The 14,698-nt window shown below is 70.0% G+C and carries 16 protein-coding genes and 1 tRNA gene; 7 read left to right on the plus strand and 10 right to left on the minus strand.

Annotation, left to right across the window (positions count from 1 at the left end; translation table 11 throughout):
- From ASF96_RS00255 to ASF96_RS00265, 3 genes are all read right to left on the minus strand, one after another.
- Nucleotides 1–615, minus strand: coding sequence for a nucleotide exchange factor GrpE (locus tag ASF96_RS00255; protein WP_055934916.1), 615 nt, complete (start codon nt 613–615; stop codon nt 1–3).
- A 9-nt stretch (nt 616–624) separates the two neighbouring features.
- Complete coding sequence (gene dnaK / locus ASF96_RS00260) at nt 625–2,499, minus strand: molecular chaperone DnaK (protein WP_055832706.1); 1,875 nt, start codon at nt 2,497–2,499, stop codon at nt 625–627.
- 541 nt (nt 2,500–3,040) lie between these two features.
- A complete protein-coding gene (locus tag ASF96_RS00265; RefSeq protein WP_055832705.1) occupies nt 3,041–4,816 on the minus strand; it encodes a DEAD/DEAH box helicase in 1,776 nt (591 codons plus the stop codon).
- A 127-nt stretch (nt 4,817–4,943) separates the two neighbouring features.
- Here ASF96_RS00265 and ASF96_RS00270 point away from each other — a divergent pair, with 127 nt between their 5' ends.
- Complete coding sequence (locus tag ASF96_RS00270) at nt 4,944–6,317, plus strand: MFS transporter (protein WP_055832704.1); 1,374 nt, start codon at nt 4,944–4,946, stop codon at nt 6,315–6,317.
- A gap of 29 nt (nt 6,318–6,346) precedes the next feature.
- Here the strand turns inward: ASF96_RS00270 and ASF96_RS16290 are convergent, their stop codons facing one another.
- Nucleotides 6,347–6,868, minus strand: a complete 522-nt coding sequence (locus tag ASF96_RS16290) for a MarR family winged helix-turn-helix transcriptional regulator (protein ID WP_082509206.1) — start codon at nt 6,866–6,868, stop codon at nt 6,347–6,349.
- Nucleotides 6,869–6,974: 106 nt separating this feature from the next.
- Between ASF96_RS16290 and ASF96_RS17195 the strand changes: the two genes are divergently transcribed.
- Nucleotides 6,975–7,694, plus strand: a complete 720-nt coding sequence (locus ASF96_RS17195) for a MarR family winged helix-turn-helix transcriptional regulator (RefSeq protein ID WP_055934919.1) — start codon at nt 6,975–6,977, stop codon at nt 7,692–7,694.
- Nucleotides 7,695–7,754: 60 nt separating this feature from the next.
- Here ASF96_RS17195 and dcd read toward each other — a convergent pair whose 3' ends face one another.
- Entirely contained in the window at nt 7,755–8,360 is a 606-nt protein-coding gene (gene dcd, locus ASF96_RS00285) for a dCTP deaminase (protein WP_055832702.1), read from the minus strand.
- Between the two features lie 105 nt (nt 8,361–8,465).
- On the opposite strand from dcd, the gene ASF96_RS00290 reads away from it, so the two are divergent.
- A tRNA-Gly gene (locus ASF96_RS00290) sits at nt 8,466–8,539 on the plus strand.
- 112 nt (nt 8,540–8,651) lie between these two features.
- Here ASF96_RS00290 and ASF96_RS00295 read toward each other — a convergent pair.
- Nucleotides 8,652–9,725: a zinc-binding alcohol dehydrogenase family protein gene (locus ASF96_RS00295; RefSeq protein ID WP_235560489.1), complete on the minus strand. Its 1,074-nt coding sequence runs from the start codon at nt 9,723–9,725 to the stop codon at nt 8,652–8,654.
- Between the two features lie 190 nt (nt 9,726–9,915).
- On the opposite strand from ASF96_RS00295, the gene ASF96_RS00300 reads away from it, so the two are divergent.
- Nucleotides 9,916–10,431: a TetR/AcrR family transcriptional regulator gene (locus ASF96_RS00300; RefSeq protein ID WP_055934925.1), complete on the plus strand. Its 516-nt coding sequence runs from the start codon at nt 9,916–9,918 to the stop codon at nt 10,429–10,431.
- A 228-nt stretch (nt 10,432–10,659) separates the two neighbouring features.
- Here the strand turns inward: ASF96_RS00300 and ASF96_RS00305 are convergent, their stop codons facing one another.
- Complete coding sequence (locus ASF96_RS00305; protein WP_235560490.1) at nt 10,660–10,989, minus strand: hypothetical protein; 330 nt, start codon at nt 10,987–10,989, stop codon at nt 10,660–10,662.
- Between the two features lie 160 nt (nt 10,990–11,149).
- Here ASF96_RS00305 and ASF96_RS00310 point away from each other — a divergent pair, with 160 nt between their 5' ends.
- Both ASF96_RS00310 and ASF96_RS00315 read left to right on the plus strand, forming a co-directional pair.
- Entirely contained in the window at nt 11,150–11,758 is a 609-nt protein-coding gene (locus ASF96_RS00310) for a YdeI/OmpD-associated family protein (RefSeq protein ID WP_055934928.1), read from the plus strand.
- 82 nt (nt 11,759–11,840) lie between these two features.
- Nucleotides 11,841–12,539 (plus strand): SGNH/GDSL hydrolase family protein, encoded by a 699-nt coding sequence (locus ASF96_RS00315; RefSeq protein WP_055832620.1) that lies wholly within the window; start codon nt 11,841–11,843, stop codon nt 12,537–12,539.
- Nucleotides 12,540–12,603: 64 nt separating this feature from the next.
- On the opposite strand, the gene ASF96_RS00320 is transcribed toward ASF96_RS00315, so the two are convergent.
- The 3 genes from ASF96_RS00320 to ASF96_RS00330 form a co-directional block, all read right to left on the minus strand.
- Entirely contained in the window at nt 12,604–13,041 is a 438-nt protein-coding gene (locus ASF96_RS00320; protein WP_055832618.1) for a BLUF domain-containing protein, read from the minus strand.
- A complete protein-coding gene (locus ASF96_RS00325; RefSeq protein WP_055832616.1) occupies nt 13,041–13,325 on the minus strand; it encodes a hypothetical protein in 285 nt (94 codons plus the stop codon). The genes ASF96_RS00320 and ASF96_RS00325 overlap by 1 nt, the downstream gene beginning before the upstream one ends.
- Nucleotides 13,326–13,487: 162 nt before the next feature.
- Nucleotides 13,488–13,877, minus strand: a complete 390-nt coding sequence (locus tag ASF96_RS00330; RefSeq protein WP_055832614.1) for an ester cyclase — start codon at nt 13,875–13,877, stop codon at nt 13,488–13,490.
- Nucleotides 13,878–14,035: 158 nt separating this feature from the next.
- On the opposite strand from ASF96_RS00330, the gene ASF96_RS00335 reads away from it, so the two are divergent.
- The gene (locus tag ASF96_RS00335; protein ID WP_156458662.1) at nt 14,036–14,608 is read left to right on the plus strand and encodes a hypothetical protein; all 573 of its coding nucleotides are present in this window, start codon (nt 14,036–14,038) and stop codon (nt 14,606–14,608) included.
- Nucleotides 14,609–14,698 lie beyond the last annotated feature (90 nt).

Below are 14,698 nucleotides of genomic sequence, written 5' to 3' on the forward strand. Positions count from 1 at the left end.
TTAGGCCGGCACGGCGACGACGACCTTGGCCGGTCGCAGCTCGATCGAGCCGAGGCGGTAACCGACCTCGACGACCTCGAGGATCGTCGTCTCGGTCACGCCGGGGGTGGGCGCCTGGAAGATGGCCTCGTGCTGCTGCGGGTCGAAGACGTCGCCGACGGCGCCGTACGACACCACACCGAGGCGCTCGGCCACGGCCCGCACCTTGTCGCCGATGGCGGCGAAGGGCGTGCCCTCGACGAGGTCGCCGTGCTTGACCGCGCGGTCGAGGTCGTCCATGACGGGCAGCAGGCCCTTCACGGCTTCGCCCTTGGCCCGCTCGATCTCGCGCTCGCGCTGGTCTTCGGTGCGCCGGCGATAGTTGGCGTACTCGGCCTGCAGTCGCTTGAGGTCGATCAGCAGCGAGGCCTCCTTGTCGGAGGAAGCCCCCTCTGCCGCGGCCTCGGGCGTCTGCTCGGCGCCGAGGATGTCGTCGATGGTCAGGCCATCGGCATCCGGGTCCTGCGTCTCGGACTGCTCGCCCGACGGCGCGGGGCCGGAGGTGTTCTCCTCCGGCCCCGTCTCGTCAGGACCGGCGCCCGAGCCCGTGGGCTGTTCGTCGTCCTTGTGTGCCATGGTCTCTGCTTACTTCTTCGTCTCGTCGGTCGGCTCGTCGTCGACGACCTCGGCGTCGATGACGTCTTCCTCGGGGTTCGGCGTCTCACCGTTGCCGGGCTGGCCGACGTTGGGGTCGGCGGGCTCGCCCGCGGCCTGCGACGAGGCGTAGATGGCCTCGCCGAGCTTGCCCTGGCTCGCGTTCAGCTTGTCGAACGCGGTCTTGACCGCGTCGTCGTCATCGCCGGCGAGTGCCGTCTTGAGCGCGTCGACATCGCCCTGGACCTCGGTCTTGACCTCGGCGGGGAGCTTGTCTTCGTTCTCTTTGATCAGCTTCTCGATCGAGTACGACAGGGTCTCGGCCTGGTTGCGGGTCTCGGCGGACTCGCGGCGCTTCTTGTCGTCGGCCGCGTTCTCTTCGGCCTCGCGCACCATGCGCTCGATGTCTTCCTTGGGCAGCGACGAGCCACCCGTGATCGTCATCGACTGCTCCTTGCCGGTGCCCTTGTCCTTCGCCGAGACGTGGACGATGCCGTTCGCGTCGATGTCGAAGGTGACCTCCACCTGCGGGATGCCACGGGGAGCCGGGGCGATGCCGGTGAGCTCGAACGTGCCGAGCGGCTTGTTGTCGCGGGTGAACTCGCGCTCGCCCTGGAAGACCTGGATCGCGACCGACGGCTGGTTGTCGTCGGCGGTGGTGAAGGTCTCGCTGCGCTTGGTCGGGATGGCCGTGTTGCGCTCGATGAGCTTGGTCATGATGCCGCCCTTGGTCTCGATACCGAGGCTCAGGGGGGTGACGTCGATGAGCAGCACGTCCTTGCGCTCACCCTTGAGGACACCGGCCTGCAGGGCTGCGCCCACGGCCACGACCTCGTCGGGGTTGACGCCCTTGTTGGCGTCCTTGCCGGTCTCCTTCTTCACGAGCTCGGCGACCGCGGGCATGCGGGTCGAGCCGCCCACGAGCACCACGTGCGCGATGTCCTCCACCTTGACGCCGGCCTCGCGGATGACGTCGGAGAAGGGCTTGCGTGTGCGGTCGAGGAGGTCCTTGGTGAGGTCCTCGAACTTGGCGCGCGTGAGGGTCTCGCTGAGCGAGACGGGGCCCGAGTCGGTGAGCGACAGGTAGGGCAGGTTGATGGAGGTCGAGGTCGAGCTCGACAGCTCCTTCTTGGCCTGCTCGGCCGCTTCCTTCAGACGCTGCAGGGCGATCTTGTCGCCCGAGACGTCGACACCGGTCGTGTCCTTGAACTGCTTGATGAGGTAGTCGACGACCCGCTGGTCCCAGTCGTCGCCACCGAGGCGGTTGTCGCCCGAGGTGGAGCGCACCTGGATGGTGGAGAAGTCGTCGTCCTTGCCCACTTCGAGCAGCGAGACGTCGAACGTTCCGCCACCGAGGTCGAACACGAGGATGAGCTCGTCTTCTTTGCCCTTGTCGAGGCCGTACGCGAGAGCCGCGGCGGTGGGCTCGTTGATGATGCGCAGCACGTTGAGGCCCGAGATCTCGCCGGCCTCCTTGGTGGCCTGACGCTCGGCGTCGTTGAAGTACGCGGGGACCGTGATGACCGCGTCGGTCACGGTGTCGCCCAGGTACTCCTCGGCGTCGCGCTTGAGTTTCTGCAGGATGCGGGCCGAGATCTCCTGCGGCGTCCACTTCTTGCCGTCGACGTCGAACGACCAGGTCGTACCCATGTGGCGCTTGACGCTGGAGATGGTGCGGTCGACGTTCGTGACGGCCTGGCGCTTGGCGGTCTCACCGACGAGCACCTCGCCGTCCTTCGTGAAGGCGACGACCGAGGGGGTCGTACGGAAACCCTCGGCGTTGGCGATGACCTTGGGCTCGCCACCCTCGAGCACGCTCACGACGGAGTTGGTCGTACCGAGGTCGATTCCCACTGCACGGGGCATATGTGTCTCCTTGCTTGTGAGCCGGACGGATGCCACGACTCGGGGTTTTATGAAGTCTCTGCGGGGGTTGAGCCCCGATGACTCAAGGTTATCGGGGCTCTGCATCGAGGTCAAGCCGAGTTGATATGAATTGGCTCAACTTCTGGATGCCGTGTGTCGCACGCCGCGGGCCATGTCCCGAAATGTGCAGCAGCGAGGGGCCCAGGCAGCACGAAGTGGGACATGCCCCTCCGCGCAGCGTGCCCAGCGTCTCGCGCAGCGCAAACCGTGTCCCGAAATGTGCAGCCCCGATGGGCCCAGGCAGCACGAAGTGGGACACGCCCCGCCCCGCAGCGCGCGTGAGCGTCTCGCACAGCGCAGGCATGTCCCGAAATGTGCAGCGGCGAGGCGCCTGGGCAGCACGAAGTGGGACATGCCCCGCCCCGCAGCACGCACGCGGCGTGAGGACGACACCGGGCGGCGGCCGCGCCTGCGACGCGCTGCACGCACGACGCCCCCGCGACCCGAAGGTCAGCGGGGGCGTCGGACGGATGCCGCGGGGTCAGTCGCGATCGCGGTCGCTCTCACGACGCTGCGGGCGGTCGCTGCGCTTGGCGGAGCGTCCGCCGCCGTCGAGGCGCAGGTCGATCAGCTGGCCCGAGATGCGGGTGTCGGCGAGGCGGCCGATCGTGTCGCTCGACAGGTCGGCGGGCAGCTCGACGAGCGAGAAGTCCTGGCGGATCTGGATCGCACCGAAGTCGTTGCGACGCAGCCCACCCTCGTTCGCGAGGGCGCCGACGATCTGACGCGGCTCGACGCGCTGGCGACGACCGACCGCGATGCGGTAAGTCGAGAAGCGCCCCGAGGTGTCGCGGCGCGGACCGCTGTCGCGCGATCCACCGTCACGCGAACCCCCGTCGCGGGAACCGCCGTCGCGCGCGGGACGCTCGCTGTCGAAGCGCTGCTGACGGAAGGCCTCGGCCTCGAGCAGCAGCGGGGTGTCGCCCTGGGCGACCACGGCGAGCGCTGCGGCCACGTCGGCCTCGGGCACGTCGTGGTGCTCGACGTAGTGGGCCACCACGTCGCGGAACGTCGCGATCGCGGCGGTGTCCTCGAGGGCGGTGGTGATCGCGTCGTCGAAACGGGTGAGGCGCGTGGCGTTGACGTCGTCGACGCTCGGCAGCGACATCTCGGTCAGCGGCTGGCGCGTCGCCTTCTCGATCGCGGTGAGCATGCGGCGCTCGCGCGGGGTGACGAAGCTGATCGCGTCGCCCGTGCGGCCGGCGCGACCGGTGCGGCCGATGCGGTGCACGTACGACTCGGTGTCGATCGGCAGGTCGTAGTTGACGACGTGGCTGATGCGATCCACGTCGAGACCGCGCGCGGCGACGTCGGTGGCGACGAGGATGTCGAGCTTGCCGGACTTCAGCTGGTTGACCGTGCGCTCGCGCTGCACCTGGGCGACGTCGCCGTTGATGGCGGCGGCGGTGTACCCGCGGGCACGCAGCTTCTCGGCGACCGTCTCGGTCTCGTTCTTCGTGCGGGTGAAGACGATCATGCCCTCGAAGTTCTCGACCTCGAGGATGCGCGTGAGGGCGTCGATCTTCTGCTGGTACGACACGATCAGGTACCGCTGGCTGATGTTCGTCGAGGTCGCGGTCTTGGTCTTGACCGTGATCTCTTCGGGGTTGTTCAGGTACTGAGCCGAGATGCGGCGGATCTGCGCCGGCATGGTCGCCGAGAACAGCGCGACCTGCTTCGTCTTGGGGGTGTCGGCGAGGATCGTCTCGACGTCTTCGGCGAAGCCCATCTTGAGCATCTCGTCGGCCTCGTCGAGCACGAGGTACTTCAGCTCGCTCAGGTCGAGGGTGCCCTTGTCGAGGTGGTCCATGATGCGACCCGGGGTGCCCACGACGATGTCGACGCCGCGGCGCAGCGCCGACAGCTGCTGGCCGTAGCCCTGACCGCCGTAGACGGGGAGCACCGAGACGCCCTTGATGTGGGCGGCGTACTTCTCGAACGCCTCGCACACCTGGAGCGCGAGCTCACGGGTGGGGGCGAGCACGAGGGCCTGCGGGTTCTTGTGGCCGGTCTCCATCTGCGACAGCACCGGCAGCGCGAAAGCCGCGGTCTTGCCGGTACCGGTCTGCGCGAGACCGACGACGTCGCGACCCTGCAGGAGCACGGGAATGGTCGCGGCCTGGATGGCCGACGGGGTCTCATACCCGACGTCCTTGAGGGCTTTGAGCACGTTGGCATCCAGACCCAGGTCGGAGAAGGTGAGCGGGGCGGGGGTGGTCTCCGCCTCAGCGGAGTCGACGGGGTTTTCGGATGCCATGACTCCACGGTAGTCGGCTCCGCGCCGCCGTGCGGGCTCGGCGGTAGCCTGAATGAGCGCGCCAAGGGTGGCGCGGCGTCGTCTCGGGGGTACCGGGCGTTCACCGGAGGGGCCTAGCGTGACCCGTATGACCCCTCCCGAGCCCGCCTCCGCCCCCGTCAGCACCCTCCGTCGGCCGGTGCTCGCCTGGGCCCTGTGGGACTGGGGATCCGCCGCCTTCAACGCGGTCGTGACCACGTTCGTGTTCAGCACCTACCTGGCGAGTTCGCTGTTCGTCGATCCCGCCGTGGTGGCCGCGGCGAACGGCAACGACGACGACCCCGCCCTCGTGCGCGCCCTCGCCGACAACGCGAGCCTGGTGGGCGTGGCGCTGATGATCGCCGGCATCGTCGTGGCGCTCGTCGCCCCCGTGCTGGGCCAGCGCTCCGACGGTACGGGGCGCCGCAAGCTCTGGCTCGGCATCAACACCGGCCTCATCGTGCTGTCGATGGCCGCGATGGTCTTCGTCGAGGGCACGCCCGAGTTCCTCGTGCTCGGCGCCACCCTCATCGCGGTCGGCAACGTCTTCTTCGAATTCGCCAGCGTCAACTATTACGCGATGCTCACGCAGGTCTCCACGCGCGAGAACATCGGCCGCGTCTCGGGCTTCGGCTGGGGCATGGGGTACGTGGGCGGCATCGTGCTGCTGCTCCTGCTGCTGGTGCTGTTCATCCAGAGCTTCGGCGCACCCGATGCCGGGGGGCTTCTCGCCGTGCCGAAGGAGGGCGGGCTGAACATCCGCCTCGCGGTCCTGGCATCCGCGGTCTGGTTCGGGGTGTTCGCCGTTCCCGTTCTGCTGCGCGTTCCCGAGATCCCGCCGCAGCAGCGCCGGGTGCGCGTCGGCTTCTTCCGCTCGTACGTGGTGCTGTGGGGCACGCTGCGCTCGCTGTGGCGCGACAGCCGGCAGGTGCTGCTCTTCCTGGTGGCCAGCGCGGTGTTCCGCGACGGCCTCGCCGGCGTATTCACCTTCGGCGCGATCATCGCCGCGCAGGTGTTCGGCTTCAGCTCCACGGAGGTGCTCTACTTCGCGGTCGCGGCGAACGTGGTGGCCGGTATCAGCACGTTCTTCTCGGGGCGCCTCGACGACCGCTTCGGACCGAAGCGCGTGATCGTCGTCTCGCTGATCGGCCTGATCGTCCTGGGCAGCGTCATCCTCTTCATCGGCACGTCGGTGCCGGCGTTCTGGGTGGCGGGCCTCGGGCTCGGCCTGTTCGTCGGACCCGTGCAGTCGGCCAGCCGGTCGTTCCTCGCCCGGGTGGCTCCGGAGGGTCGCGAGGGTGAGATCTTCGGACTGTACGCCACGACCGGGCGTGCGGTGTCGTTCCTGGCTCCCGGCCTGTTCGCCCTGTTCGTCGGGATCACCGGCGACACCCGCCTCGGCATCGTGGGCATCGTGCTGATCCTGGCGGTCGGGCTGGTGCTGATGGTTCCGGTGAAGGCGCGGCCGGCCGTCATCCGCTGAGGCGGGCCGGGGCCCGGCACACCGTCAGCTCAGTCGCGCGGCCAGGCGTCGGCGAACTTGCCGAGCAGGCGGGCGAACTCGACGCGCTCGTCGTCGGTGAACGACTCCAGCGCGGAGCGCACGGCATCCCGTCGTCGACCGCGGAAACCCGAGACCATCCCCTCGCCCTCGGGCGTGAGGCGCACGCGCGTGCGGCGGGCGTCGTCGGGATCGGGCTCGCGTGCGACCAGACCCATCTGCGCCGCCTGCTGAACCAGCCGCGAGGCGCGGGGCTGGTCGACGCCCACCGCCTCGGCGATCTCGCTCACCGAGAGCGATCCGGATGCCGCGATCAGAGCGTCGAGCAGGCGCAGGCGTGCGGGTCCACCCAAGCGCCCCTGTACGGGGTCGGCCCAGGGCGGGGTGCCGCGCCCCCAGGGTCCGCCGAATCCCCCGCGTTCGCCGTGAACGTGCGGGTGATGGTGCCCCTCGGCGCCGAAGGGCGGGCGCGGGCGGCGTCCGCGCAAGCGCCCGAGAGCGGCGGCGATCTCGTCGGCGGGGTCAGTGGCCATGCGGGAATTTTACATGTCGCTTGACAAGCATCAGAGATACATGTCACAGTACATCTGTTGTCACATGACATGTATCGGCGGATGGACCGCCCCGAAAGGACACCCCATGAACACCTCCACATCACCTGATGCCCGCAGCCTCGCCCACCGCCTCACGACGGTCGGTCACGCGCTGCACCACCGCCTCTTCACGCAGCTGCGCGACAGCGAGCTGCACCCCAAGACCGTGATGATCCTCAGCGCCATCGACGGACGGATCGACGCGCCCTGGGTGCACGACCGTCTCGCCCGCGGCGGCAAGCGCGTCGACGCTCTCGCCGAGCGCGGCTGGATCGAGCGCGGCGACGACGGCTGGCGACTGACCGCCGGGGGTCGCGAGCTCCTCGACCGGGTGGATGCCGACCGCGCGGCCCTGCTGGCCGACGTGCCGGCCGAGCAGCTGGAGCGCCTGACGACGGCTCTCGACGCCCTCTCGGACGCGCTGGGAGTCGACGCGACCGAGGCGTCACCGGAGCGCGGCTTCCGCGGCCCGGGACGCGGCGGTTTCGGCCCCGGTTTCGGTCCTGGTTTCGGCCCCGGCCCGCGCGGGTTCGGTGCACGCTTCGGCCGGGGTTCCGGCCACGGCGATCACGAGGCCGAGCACGGCGGTCACCGCGGATACACCGCGGATCGGCCGTGCGCCGGCAACGAGCGCGACCACGGCGGCCGAGGCTTCGGCCGGGACGGCCACGGCCACCACCGAGGTCACCAGGCCGCGCAGCACGCGTTCGAGCGCGGCTTCGACGCCGGGTTCCGCCGCGGCCGCGAGTCGTCGGCATCCGAATGATCCCGCGAAACCACGAAGCGGCGAGGACTCCCGAGGGAGCCTCGCCGCTTCGTCGTCGGGTCAGCGCCCGACGGACCCGGCCTCGGTCGAGCCGACGTCGGTGCGGTGGAAGTTGAGCGCGGAGCGCGAAGCCGTCGGCCCGCGCTGACCCTGATAGCGGTTGCCGTACGGGCCGGAGCCGTACGGGTTCTCGGCGGGCGAGGTCAGGCGGAAATAGCAGACCTGCCCGATCTTCATTCCCGGCCAGAGCTTGATCGGCAGGGTGGCGACGTTCGAGAGCTCGAGCGTCACATGGCCCGAGAAGCCCGGGTCGATGAACCCCGCGGTCGAGTGCGTCAGCAGCCCCAGGCGGCCGAGAGACGACTTGCCCTCGAGGCGCGCGGCGACGTCGTCGGGAAGGCTCACCCGCTCGAAGGTCGACCCGAGAGCGAACTCGCCCGGGTGCAGGATGAACGGCTCGTCGGGAGCGACCTCGATGAGACGTGTCAGCTCGGGCTGCTCCTCGGCGGGATCGATGAAGGGGTACTTGTGGTTGTCGAACAGCCGGAAGTAGCGGTCGAGTCGCACGTCGACGCTGGAGGGCTGCACCATGGCCGGGTCGAAGGGGTCGAGCCCGAGGCGTTTCGCGTCGAGTTCGGCTCGGATGTCGCGATCGGAGAGCAGCACGGCCCCAGCCTAGGGCGAGGGTCGTTTTCGCGGGGGTCTGTGACGGACGACGGGGAGCACGACGACCGGACGCTGTTATGCTGGCCGGGCTGCCGCAAGGCGCACGGGGCTGTAGTTCAATGGCAGAACTTCTGCTTCCCAAGCAGATAGCGCGGGTTCGATTCCCGTCAGCCCCTCCATGTGTGACTCCCGGACTTGTGCCGGACTCTCCCGCGTCGCTTCAGACTGACGCTCCTCTCGCCCGGCGCTCGCTGTTCCCGCACTGCGCTCCGACGACTCCTCGTGGATCGATCACGATCCCGTCGGTGCGTGGTCGAGGGTGACGACGAGTTTCCGCGCCGATACGCCGAGGCGAAGGGTGTCGATGGCCCCCTGGATCGCCGGGAGGCCGTGTCCCGCGATGTGGGCTTCGGGGTAGAGGTGGTGGCTGCCCGAGGCGAGAGCGGCGGGGAGATACCCGCCCCAGACGGCCGGGCCGACGGGAGACGTGGCGATGGCGCTTCCCCAGATGAACGATGCTCCGATACCGCGGGTGCGACTGCGCACCTGGAGAAGAGCAGTCCGCGTTCCGAGCTTCAGGAAGAGGCGGATGCGAGCGAGGGAGAGGCCTCGACGGCGCGGTTGATCGTAGAACGAGACGGGAGGGCTCGCCATCGCGATCTGCGTGGCACCGGTTGCGCGCGCGATCCTCAGACAGGGCTCGGCCGAACCCGTCGCGACGGCGAGGACCCCCGCCACCGCGGAGCCGCCGACCTCATCGATGATCCGATTCGCAGCGTCCGGGTCGTGGTAGTCGAAGACGGCTTCCGCCCCCAGCCGCCTCATCCGTTCGTGGTTCTTCGCCGAGGCTGTCGTGACGACCCGATAGCCGGCCGCTCGGGCGAGCTGGATCGCATTGCCTCCGACCGCCGTCGCGCCGCCCCAGATCACGACGACCTCGTCGCGAGGCGCCGAGTTTCCGAGACGGGAGTAGTCCAGTCCCAGTTGGTCCTTCTCGAACAGGCCGGCCGCCGCGGTGGATATCGCCAGAGGCAGGACGGCGGCCTCCTCGAAGGCGATGGCGGCCGGCAGGACGGCGGCCAGGCTCGCGTCGACCGCGACGTAGGCCTGGAAACCGCTCTCGGAGACGGCGTCCCGTCCTTTCTCCAGGCCCATCGCGTACGCCACGACGCGGTCTCCGACGGCGAAGTCGTCCACGCCGGCACCGGTTTCGACGACGACGCCCGCGACGTCCTCCCCCAGGATCACCGGGTAGCGCAACCAGCCGTACATGACGGTGCCGTTGGACTGGATGATCGCGTCGAGCGGATTCACCGCCACCGCGCGCACCTCGAGCAACAGCTGCCCCACCCCCGGCTTCGGCATCGGCGCAGCTCGGACCGTCAGGTCTGCATAAGGAGAATCGATCCACGCCGCCGAGTTGTCGCTCATTCTTCCGCTCTCCGATTCTGATGACATTGCGTGTCATCGTGACCGATCTTACGACAGTTCGTGTCATCATGGGTCCATGCCTCGATGGTCACCGGACGCTGCCTTGCGGATGGAAACCGCGGCGATGAACCTGTTCGCCGACCGGGGGTACGCGGGAACCACGGTTCCCCAGATCGCCGAGGCGGCGGGGCTGACCACACGGACGTTCTTCCGCCACTTCGCCGACAAACGCGATGTGCTGTTCCTCCGGGATCGCGAGTTCCCGCAGGCGGTGAGCGACTTCATGGCATCCATCCCGCAGGAACGCGACGCAGCGGCCACCGTGCGCGAAGGTCTCGCCGCCGCATGCCGAGGCATCCAGGGCTGGCGAGAACAGATCGCACGTCGACGCAGCATCATCCAGAGCGAACCGGCCCTGCACGAGCGCGATCTTCTGCGCAGTCACTACCTCGCGCGCGCCATCGAAGAATCATTGAACCAACGGGGCATCGCCTCCGGGCCTGCGCACGCCTGGGCAGCCCTCGCCGTGACCTGTTTCGACCTCGCGGTGGACCGATGGCTGGAAGGCTCCGCCGATCTCCCGCTCGAGGACGCCCTGACGACGGTGTGGACCGACATGCGGGAATGGTTCACCGCATGACAGGGCGTACATCTCGAAACGCCAGCGGAGCACGTGGGCATCCGGCATCCGATGACCATGAGGCACCCCGGCGTCCGGGCGGCGCCCGCGAAACGGCGGAGCCGCCCGGACTGTCCGGGGCTCACACGCCGGGACGGTAAACCGGCCGCCGTCGGCGTGGATCCCTCACGCTACGTCGGCGCGCGGTGGCGAGGGTGGGCTTGACGAGCTCCCCCCTCGGGTGCGGGCTCAGGCGCGCGTGAATCCCTCGAGGTCGGGGTCCCAGAAAGCGTCGGGATTGGTGTCGTCGCTCGTCTGCTCGTGGGCGACAGCGGTCGACTGGGGGTAGCGCCGGTGCTGACGGAGCTGCTCCGCGGCCCAGCCGAAGTCGGGCTCCTCGCGCTCCCACGCCGCCGGCGCGCTCAGCACATCGTTGCCTACACCGATGACGAGCTCCGCCTGTTCGGTCTCGCCGTCGTCGGTGACGATCGGGATGCTCACCGCTTCGGCCTGCCCGTCGGCGGCGATCGACGCGGTCAGCTGCACCAGCGCCTCGGCAACGTCGTCGGTCGTGGTCACGGTCTCGCCCGCATAGGTCACACATCGCATGCATCCATGACACCGGATGCCGAAGGCCGCCGGGGGCCGCTTGCCTCGGACGTGCCCGCTCCGATAGGGGCGCCGTGTCGGAGGTGCGCGTTATCGTGCTCGTGCGGCCCGCGCGAAGGAGGCACTCCACATGACCGACCCCCTCGAACTCACCGTCGCCGATGTCGACGCCTGGCGGGCCTGGCTCGACGAGAACGAGAGCACGAACGACGGCGTGTGGCTGGTGCTCGCCAAGAAGGGCACCACCGCTCCGACCTCGCTCACGTACGCGCAGGCCCTCGACGAAGCACTGTGCAGCGGCTGGATCGACGGGCGGAAGCAGTCGCGCGACGCGGCCACGTTCCGCCAGCACTTCACCCCGCGCCGTGCGCGGTCGATGTGGTCGACGCGCAACGTCGGAATCGTCGACCGCCTCGCCGACGAGGGGCGAATGCGCGAACGCGGTGCCGCCGAGATCCGGCGCGCACAGGCCGACGGCCGCTGGGAGCGCGCCTACGCGGGGTCCGCGGCGATCGAGGTCCCCGCCGATCTTCAGGCGGCACTGGATGCCGAGCCCGCGGCCGCGCGTCGCTTCGCGGCGTTGAACAAGTCGGAGCGATACTCCGTGCTGCACCCCGTCGTCACGGCGACGTCCGAGACCGCGCGCGCGGCGCGCATCGCCCGCCACGTCGCGCGGCTCGCGGCACCGGCCGCCGACCACCCCGAGGCACCCGAAAGCGGGTCCGCGCTCGGCGCGTGACGCGACGGCAGGCGCCCGGCGCGATCCGGCACGGTTCACCCTGGACGGCCCCGCCCCTCGCATCCGCGCCGACAATGAGAGCATGCGCGCGCGACGACTGCTCAGCCTCATGGTGGTGGCATCCGCGATCCTGGCGGGCACGGCCTGCTCGGCGCAGACCTCCCCCGCCCCCGTCCCCGCTCCGACGGGCGACGGACCTGTCGTGTCGTTCTACGGCGACTCGTACACGCGCGGGACCGGGGCGAGCTCGTCCGACCACCGGTGGTCGACGATCGTCTCGGTCGAGCGCGGGTGGCAAGAGATCAACCGCAGCGAGAACGGCCTCGGCTTCGTCAACCGCCGAGCCACGATGGGGGCGGGTCTCGACGACATTCCCGCCCTCGTCATCGACGACCAGCCCGACATCGTGTTCGTCACGATGGGCCTGAACGACAACTTCAGTTACGACCGCGCGGCCGACCAGATCCGCGCGACGATCGACGACGACCTGCAGCGCCTGCACGACGGTCTGCCGCAAGCGCGCATCGTCGTCGTGGAGCCGTTCTGGTACACCGCGGAACGCCCCGCCTCGGTCGACGTGATCGCCGGGTGGGTCGAGGACGCGGCCGAGAGGATCGGCGCCGACCACATCGAGGGAGCGAGCCACTGGCTCGACGGGCACTACGCCGACGACGCCGACAGCTGGATGGCATCGGACGGCTTGCACCCGAACGACACCGGATACGCCGTCATGGCCGAGAAGATGGATGCCGCGCTCCGCGCCCTCGACCCGCCGCTGTGACCGGTAAGGAGATCACCCGCCCGCTCTGCTGAACGGTTCGACCGCCGTCGCGGCGGCGAAGGGATCAGCGGTCGCCCGCCGTGCGGGCCCGGAACCAGACCGTCAACTCGCGCACCGCCCGCGAGCTGATCTCGTCGTCGGCGGACTCGAGGTCGTCGAAGGTGTCGCGGAACCCCTCGGGGGGCGGCGTCGACGGCACGCCGATGGGCTCGTAGCCCATCGTCCACTCGTCGAAGCGGCGGTCGTCGAGGTTCTCACGGAGCAGGATGCGGATGTCGTGGTGCCGCGCGTCCTCACGGATCTTCGCGATCAGGGCGTCCACCGCGTCTTGCGGCCCCTCCAGCACCTGGAAGAAGCGCCCGCGGCGATGCAGCAACATGCCCGTGAGGTCGTGCTCGTGATTGGAGCGCCGACTCTGCGCGAGCAGCGCGGCCAGACGCTCGTCGTCGAAGGGGTCGGTCTCGGTGCTGACGTACGAGACGGAGACGAGGGGAGCCGCCATCAGCGCACCCCGCCCTGGCCGAGCCCGCGCGGGGCCGGCACTCGAACCTGCTGCAGGGTGATCTCGGCGTCCTGCGGGGGCTGCCCGTTGGTGACGGCCGCCATCGCGGCGGTCAGCGCGTCGAAGCGTCCGACGACGCGGGAGCGACCGTCGAAGGCGAGGAAGCCCCCGTCGGCCTGGCGATCGATGTACCCGAGGAAGGCGCCGTTGCGGCTGCCGACGTGGAACCCGTCTTCGACACGAGCCCACACGACGCCCGCGCCGGGGCGTTCAGTCGCGTGCATGGGACACCGCTCCTTCTGCCCGTTGAATGACCGGGCATGAGCGAAGCTACCCGGCACCTCCGACACCGCTGCGCCCTTGACAGGCGAACCGCGACCCGTCCGCCGCCGGCGCGGCATCCGGACCCGTCGCCGCGCCCACTCCGGCGATGGCAGTGGGAATCCTCAGCCCAGGAGCGCGCGCACCTGGGCAGCGTCATCGGTTCCGGATGCCTCGACGACACGCCCCCGCTCGATCCGGTACATCGCGAACGCGGCGATGCTGGCGCGCCGACGCGTGGGCGCGAGGTGCCCGTACGGGCCGGTGTGCGTCCCGCCCCCGCGCAGGTGCACGGCGAGGCGATCGTCTTCGACGAGCAGCTGGATGCGCTTCCACTGCCAGTCGGGGAAGCCCCGCAGCAGGTCGGCGTAGTCGGCGATCCACGCGTCGGCGCCCGCGGGGAGGTGCGCACGACGGACTCCGGGGTCGAGGAAGCCCCGCACGTCGTCGAGATCGTGGCGGTTGAGGGCGTCGAGGAAGTCGGCGAACCACTCTCGCGTCTCCCAGGATTCCACCCGTCCATTATCGGCGGGGTGGGGCGGGCGGGGATCGGCGGGCGGGGTTCGAGGCGGGATGCGGGGAGGGGTTCGACACCTCGCGGGCGGAGCGCGGGGCGTACTGCCCTGCGGGGGAGGGCGCCAGGACCGTGGCGGCGCGGCTCTAGGCTCGCCTCGTGGGTGACGCACATCGCACGCGGGCGGGTCGCGAGGGCGACGCGCGACCGGGCGGTTCGCGGGCCGGCGGTTTGCGAACTAGCGCCCGCTGGCGCGACGTCCTGCGGGCGGCGGCGCGAGCCTGCGCGATGTTCCTGCTGGCCATGCTGGTCGTCATCGTGATCGACACGAGCGTGCAGGCCATCCAGCAGGCCCCGTCGCTCGGCGTCAGCCCGGTGCACGCGTTCACCACCCTGGCCATCACCCTGACCGCGGTCGTGGGACTCGTCGGGGGCGCACTGACCGTCGCCGTCGCGGCCGTGGCGGTCGGGCCGGCATGGCTCGTCGCGAGCGCCCTGCGCCGGGTGGGTTCGACGGGCGTGCAGCTCACGGTCTGGACCGTCTTCGGCGCCCTCACCGGACTGCTCGTCGTGGGGCTCTCCGCACTCGTGACCGACGACGGCCCGCCCACGCTCCCGGAGACAGTGGTCGTCGTGATCGTCGCCGCAGCCTCGGTCGACTACGGCTGGTGGCGCGTGTCCCGATCGAGGCGTCGCCCCCTGGACGACGAGGGCGTCGAACGCGCGGAGTGAGGGGTACGGGCTCGCCCGTGCGGACGACCACCGGAGGGCTCCGGGGTCGGAGGCGCGATGGCGGAGCAGGCAGCGCGGGCCAGCGTGTCC

The sequence above is a fragment of the Microbacterium sp. Leaf179 genome (assembly GCF_001423785.1).
Lineage (GTDB): Bacteria > Actinomycetota > Actinomycetes > Actinomycetales > Microbacteriaceae > Microbacterium.